General features: G+C 56.5%; 5 protein-coding genes and 1 pseudogene. All 6 read left to right on the forward strand.

What is annotated here, in order from left to right; all coding sequences use genetic code 11:
* The coding region (locus VGE80_RS10435; RefSeq protein WP_440592619.1) for a hypothetical protein at positions 1 to 195 on the forward strand (195 nt) is incomplete at its 5' end.
* A gap of 286 nt (positions 196 to 481) precedes the next feature.
* Positions 482 to 2428 carry an acetate--CoA ligase gene (gene acs / locus VGE80_RS10440; RefSeq protein ID WP_440592620.1) on the forward strand — a complete coding sequence of 649 codons (1947 nt, stop codon included), beginning with the start codon at positions 482 to 484 and terminating at the stop codon, positions 2426 to 2428.
* A 779-nt stretch (positions 2429 to 3207) separates the two neighbouring features.
* Positions 3208 to 4746, forward strand: coding sequence for a ribonuclease Y (rny, locus tag VGE80_RS10445; protein WP_440592621.1), 1539 nt, complete (start codon positions 3208 to 3210; stop codon positions 4744 to 4746).
* A 96-nt stretch (positions 4747 to 4842) separates the two neighbouring features.
* Entirely contained in the window at positions 4843 to 5748 is a 906-nt protein-coding gene (locus VGE80_RS10450; protein ID WP_440592622.1) for an SGNH/GDSL hydrolase family protein, read from the forward strand.
* 36 nt (positions 5749 to 5784) lie between these two features.
* Positions 5785 to 6435: a TlpA family protein disulfide reductase gene (locus VGE80_RS10455; protein ID WP_440592623.1), complete on the forward strand. Its 651-nt coding sequence runs from the start codon at positions 5785 to 5787 to the stop codon at positions 6433 to 6435.
* Positions 6436 to 6674: 239 nt separating this feature from the next.
* Positions 6675 to 7028: pseudogene (locus tag VGE80_RS10460) on the forward strand (hypothetical protein); the annotation flags it as partial.

Genomic DNA, 7028 nt, shown 5'->3' on the forward strand with positions numbered 1-7028 from the left:
AAAGAGGCGATTGACTCTCGCTACGACGAAGGAGAGATGTCCGACAAGGAGCGAGCTCATTTTGATCAGATCATCAGAATGGCCGAGGCCCAGGAATGGAAAACAGCCCATAAAGTCTGCTTTCAGTTCGAGGAGTCGCAATTAAGTCGCCGTCGCAGCAGTGCTGCCCCCCACGTGGATTCGCATGACCATTGAGCGGATCCGTTGACGCAACGGGCGCGACAAGGGATTCTTCGGTATTGGGCATGCAATCGGAAGCAGACACGCTCAGACGAGTCAGCAGCGCGCTCAGGGGACAATTTCGGCTGAAAACGCAACAGTACACCGTCCGTAAAATCAGTACCCGTTGCACTCTGTGCCAGTTTCGGCCCCGACAGTTCTCGGTTGCATGGAATTCGTTGACGAATCCGGGTTTAATCCTCGCCCACGAGGTAAATATCCATTTAATTCGATCTTAAGCGCGATTCCGGAGACGACATCGATGTCCAGCGAAAATATTCAAAGCGTTCTTCAGGAAACTCGGTCGTTTCCACCGCCAGCCGAATTCACCAAGCTGGCCAATATCAATTCGGAAGCGCAATACCAGCAAATGTGTGAGCAGGGAAAGTCTGATCCCTCCGCATTCTGGGGTGAACTGGCCAACAATCTGCACTGGTTCAAAAAGTGGGACCACGTCCTTCAGGGAACCATGCCCGACACCAAATGGTTCACCGGTGGCAAGATCAATGCCAGCTACAACTGCCTCGACCGGCACCTGACCAGTTGGCGCAAGAACAAGGCCGCGATCATCTGGGAAGGTGAACCTGGCGACACGCGAGTTCTGACGTATCAGGACCTGCACCGCGAAGTCTGTAAGTTCGCCAATGTCCTGAAGAAACTCGGGATTACCGCGGGCGATCGCGTGACGCTTTACATGCCCATGATCCCCGAACTGGCCATCGCGATGCTGGCATGTGCACGCATCGGTGCCACGCATTCGATCATTTTTGGCGGTTTCAGTTCTGATGCTGTCGCCGACCGTAACAACGACGCACAGGCCAAGCTGATCATCACCGCCGACGGTAGCTGGCGACGCGGCAAGGAACTGTTGCTGAAGCAGGCCGTCGACGCCAGCCTGGAAAAATCACCTTCGGTCGAGCGGGTTGTCGTGGTTCGCCGCATGGGCACACCGGTCCACATGGTCCCGGATCGTGACTACTGGTGGCACGACCTGATGTCAGACGTCGCATCTGACTGCGACCCCGTCGAACTGGATGCCGAACATCCGCTGTTTATCCTCTATACATCGGGAAGTACGGGCAAGCCAAAGGGAGTGCTGCACACCACGGGCGGCTACCTGCTCGGAACAATGATGACCTCAAAGTGGGTCTTCGACTTGAAAGACGAAGACACCTACTGGTGCACCGCCGACATCGGCTGGATCACTGGCCACAGTTACATTGTCTACGGGCCTTTGAGTAACGGCGCGACCTCAGTCATGTACGAAGGGGCTCCGAACTGGCCCCACGAAGGCCGTTTCTGGGAAATTATCGAGAAGTACAAGGTCAACATCTTCTATACGGCCCCCACGGCGATTCGCGCCTTCATCAAGTGGGGTGACGAGTGGCCGAACAAGTACGACCTCTCCAGCCTGCGTCTGCTCGGTTCCGTCGGTGAACCCATCAATCCGGAAGCGTGGATGTGGTATCACAAGGTCATCGGCCAGGAACGCTGCCCAATCGTCGACACCTGGTGGCAGACCGAAACCGGTTCGATCATGATTTCGCCGCTGCCCGGGGTCACAGCGACAAAGCCGGGAAGTTGTACTCGTCCCCTTCCTGGTATCGTTGCTGAAATTGTTGACAAAGAAGGGAACCCTCTGGGCCCCAACCAGGGTGGCCTGCTGGTCATGAAGCAGCCATGGCCCTCGATGCTGCGAACGCTGTACGGTGACCATGATCGCTTTAAGCAGACCTATTTCAGCACGATTCCCGGCTGTTACTTCGCAGGGGATGGTGCGCGAAAGGACGAGGATGGCTATACGTGGGTGATGGGGCGCGTCGACGACGTGCTGAACGTCGCCGGTCATCGTCTGAGCACCATGGAAGTCGAATCAGCACTCGTTGCTCACGCCGAAGTGGCGGAAGCCGCCGTGGTGGGCTTCCCTCATGACATTAAAGGTGAAGGGATCTGCTGCTTCGTTTCCCTCAAGAGCGGCAGCGGCAGCGAATCGCTCGAACGTGAGTTGACGGCGCATGTCCGTAAGCAGATTGGGGCACTGGCGACCCCGGACAAGATCCGGTTTACCCCCGCATTGCCCAAGACACGTAGCGGGAAAATCATGCGTCGTCTGCTGCGGGACATCGCGGCGGGCCGCGAATCGGCAGGGGACACCACGACACTGGAAGACATCAGCGTCCTGGCAAAACTGCGCGAGCAGGAAGAGTAATCGACGAAGATTTCGTCCAGGTTCAGTAGTGAATTGGCAGCCCACCGTCATGCCGGACGCGGACGGTGGCGCTGTCCAGATCACGCCCAGGGGTCATACAAGTTCTCCAAAGCGGCAGTCTGTCGATATTGCCAGCTCGGGGGCTGTTGATCTAATGGGGCTGATAAAAGCTGTTTCAGCCTTACGGTTGAACGCAGATCAACGTTTGTTAGTATAAGACAGTCAATTTTTGGTGATTGTCACCGACAGGTGACGTATTTCCAGAAGCAACCGGGCCGAAGATGGTTCGGAGTTGATTGGTTTGATGGCATCCGTTCTCGGTTGCCTGCCGCTTAGCGATTCATTTCGGAAAGTGCCAGGATGTTTTCATTTCTTGGCGAATCGATCGGTTTATTGCTGACCTTTCTCTGGTGTATCTCCTGGAGAACCGTAGAGAAGCTCGACGGGGCCGTGAAGGGCTTTGTTTGGCGTTTCGACACATGGCTGCGTAAGTCGTCCGATTCGCCCCAGCAAACGATGGCCTTGTTGTGGTCGTCAGTCGGTCCACCGAAGGAGCTGACGACGTGGCCATGGTCGTTGTTTTGGCCGACATCTCTGGTGCGGGTCCGTGTTCCAGCACGCCGCTCAGTCCGCTGATTTCGTGATGCTCAGCCAGTTTCTCTGAATCGCGACGCGTATTGCGATCGCGCATCGTCGGCACACGCTTACGCCGAACGAATCCTGCGTTCTGTGCGAGGTCCGGAGGCTTCTGTTGCCAGGATCGTGAAGGGCGCGTACGTATGGATATGATTTCAATTCTGCTGGGGCTGGTCCTCGGCGGTGCAGCAGGCTTCTTCGCGGAGCGAATGATTCGCGGTTCCGCGTATAAATCGCGCGACGAAATTCTCGAGCTGGCCAAACGCGATGGCGAAAACCTTCGCAAAACGGCTGAACTGGCCGCCAAGGAAGAAGGCCTGCGACGACGCGAAGAGATCGAAAAAGATCTCAACGCCATGAAAGATGAAATTCGCAATCAAGAGCGAAAACTTGATAAACGAGAAGCGTCCCTCAAGGATCAACTGGACGACATCGCCAAGAAAGAGCGGATGCTCGAGGCGACCCAGCTCAAGCTGACCGAACGCGGAAAAGTCGTTGAAGCCAAGGAAAAAGAACTCGAAAAGATCATCAAGCAGGAACAGGAACAGCTCTATAAGATCAGCGGGCTGGACCAGAAGACCGCGACCGCCATGCTGCTGGATCAGCTCGAACGCGAACTCAAGAACGAAACCGGTGGATTAATCCTCAAGCACGAAGCCGAGCTCCGACAACAGTCCGAGAAGCAGGCTCGCGAAATCATCGGTATGGCGATTCAGAAATACGCCTCGGCCCATACGTCCGAGACCACGGTTTCGACCGTCGATATCCCCAACGACGAGATGAAAGGTCGCATCATTGGTCGTGAAGGCCGGAATATCCGGGCGTTTGAAAAAGCAACCGGCGTTGACGTCATCGTCGATGATACTCCGGGCGTCGTGGTCGTCTCTGCATTCGACAGTGTCCGCCGCGAAACGGCCAAGCAGTCGATGGTCAAGCTGATTCAGGATGGCCGCATCCATCCCACACGCATCGATGAGATCGTACTTGAAACGCAAAAGGAAATGGAAGAGTTCATTCGCCGGCAGGGGGCAGAAGCGGCCCAGGAAGCGGATGTACCTAACCTGCACGAAAAGCTGCTCGATTTGATGGGTCGGCTCTACTTCCGAACCAGTTACAGCCAGAACGTCCTGCGGCACTCCATTGAAGTGGCCCACCTCACCGGCATGATGGCCGTTCAACTCGGCCTGAATGGAAACCTGGCCCGTCGCTGTGGTTTTCTGCACGACATTGGCAAAGCGGCAGACCACGAAATGGAAGGGGGACACCCCGCAGTCGGAGCCGAACTGCTTAAACGTTACGGCGAAAAAGGGGAAGTCGTCCACGCCGCCAAAGGGCATCACGACGACATCCGTCCTGAATACATCTACACAGTCCTCGTGGCAGCCGCCGACGCCTGCTCGGCCTCACGACCGGGTGCTCGACGTGAAACGCTTGAGAAGTACGTCCGCCGACTCGAAGAACTCGAAACGCTCGCCTGCGGGTTCCCCGGTGTCGAACAAGCCTTTGCCGTGCAGGCGGGACGCGAAGTCCGCGTCATTGTGAATCCCGCGGATGTCAACGACCGTGAAGCCGCCAAGCTATGCCGGGACCTCGCCACGGCGATTGAACAGACACTCACCTACCCAGGTGAAGTAAAGGTGACTGTCTTGCGAGAGACCCGCGTCATCGAGTATGCCAGATAGGTCTATCGTTCAGAGTGAGGGACACTCTCCGGCCTCGAAACGGGATCAGCCCCCGTTTCAATCGGCTCGGACGTCCTCAAATAGGGAAGGATTGAGATGGGTCGCTGTTCTGTCGGATACGTTCTGCTTCAGTCAATCACACTGCTCGCGATGGGATCGTTGGCGACCGCCAAGGACTCGCCCCCGAAACTGGAACTGCAGGACGGGGACCGCGTTGTCTTTCTGGGTGGTACCTTTATCGAACGCGAAGGCCAGTTCGGCTATCTCGAGACCGCCTTGACGACAGCATGGCCTGACCGGAAAGTGACGTTCCGCAATCTGGGTTGGAGCGGAGACACGGTCTGGGCGGAAAGCCGAGGCATCTTCGATCCCCCTCAGGTGGGATACCAGCGGATGATCGAGCTGATCACGTTACTCAAGCCGACCCTGGTCGTGATGGGATACGGACAGAACGAGTCTTTCGCGGGCGAGGCAGGGGTCGGAAAGTTCGTCGCTCAGTACGAAAAGCTTTGCAATGACGTCCAGGCCACCGGAGCTCGACTGGCTTTTATGACGCCGCACAAGTGGGAACGACCCAAGTCACCTCTGCCCGATGCGAGTCGTCAGAATGGCACGCTGGCCATCTACGCCGCCGCCGTTCGCGATCTGGCCGCCCGACGAAGTGCCCCGGTCATCGATCTGTTCGAACTGCCAAAACCGACAGCGAATCTCACCGAGAACGGACTGCATTTTGGACCGTTTGGCTATTCCCAACTGGTCACGGCGATTCAGATTCAGCAGGGCTGGCCACGCCTTTCCCCCAGTGATGAAAAAGGGGAACTCATTCGCCAGAAAGTTGTGGAAAAGAACATGCAGTTCTTCCACCGCTGGCGTCCCCAGAACATCACTTACCTGACCGGATTTCGTAAGCACGAGCAGGGTAACAACGCGGTTGAAATCGCTCAGTTCGATCCAATCGTAGCACGAATCGAAGGCGAAATTTCCGAGCTCAACAGCAAGTAACCCCTGAAACAGGTCGAATAAATGATTCGCAGCAGAATGATCTGGGTATACTTGATCGCCATCGGTTTCGTCGAAGGATGCAGCGGCGCAGCAGGGGTAAGCCATTCCGATCCCGCCCAGACGCCCACCGAGGCCACCGCTCCCGCAGCGGCAGCCGTGGTGAACGATGGTCAGGTTACGGAATCCCAATCCGTGTCCGACGAAGCAACGCAAGCCAAGCCACAGAACTCCGTGGAACTGATCGACTCCACCTGGGCCGAACTGCAGACGCTGATCGCCGAGCACAAGGGAAAGATCGTCGTCGTCGATATGTGGTCGACGGCGTGCGAACCCTGTATGACTGAGTTTCCCCACCTGATTTCATTACATCAGCGGTTCCCGAACGATGTCGTGGCGATCTCATTCGATGTCGACTACGCCGGTATCAAGAACAAGCCGCCGGAATTCTACCGGGAACGGGTCCTGAACTTCCTCGGTTCCCAAGTCGAAAATCAGGTACTGCACCGGATGAGTACCGTTGCGGCAGATGAATTGTTCGACGAAATTAAACTCGATTCCATCCCCGCCGTCTTCGTTTATGGACGCGACGGAGAATTGCTGAAACGATTCAGCGGATCGGTCGACGGCAGCGAAGGGGTCTCGTACGAAAAACAGGTCCTTCCGTTCGTCGGTGATCTGGTAAAATGATCTGCCTGGCAAGTGCCGTCCCGGAAGTACGTTCCTCCGATTCTTCGCATCCGCTCAAAGTTCATGAGATCGCTGGAATCCGTCATGGTGCATCGTGTGAAACCGGATTCAGGGCGAGAGGGTCATCTATCATGTGCCCGGATAACAGTTGGCTCCCGCCCCGTTGATATCGGGTAAGTTGATGTCGGGAAAACCTTGAAGCGGGCGTCACTCAGAAACATCGCCGAAGGAGAAGTGTCATGGACGTTCGCTCGCTTGGGTGTTTGTTTGTCTTGCTGACCGCTTCCGCCGGATGGTCTGAGAATTTTGTCCCGCTTCAGAAGTATGAAGCAGCGGACGGATTGAATGCCGGCGACGAAACGTCTGAGGACGCACGGCAGTGCCTAGTGGATCTGTCGTGGAAGCCGGTCAGGTTCGAAGTGACCGTCCAGCCGAACGAGCACCCGCTGGATCCATCGATCGTCCGATTCCCGTCGCCCCGTCCCTCGGGTATTGAAGTCAACGATCTGGTGGCGCTCGAGTGGTATTCGGCCAAGAACGAGAAGAACGAGGTCATCGAGGCCCCGGCCGTCATTGTCGTTCACGAATCCGGG

This window comes from Schlesneria sp., assembly GCF_036405755.1.
In the GTDB taxonomy this organism is placed as follows: domain Bacteria; phylum Planctomycetota; class Planctomycetia; order Planctomycetales; family Planctomycetaceae; genus Schlesneria; species Schlesneria sphaerica.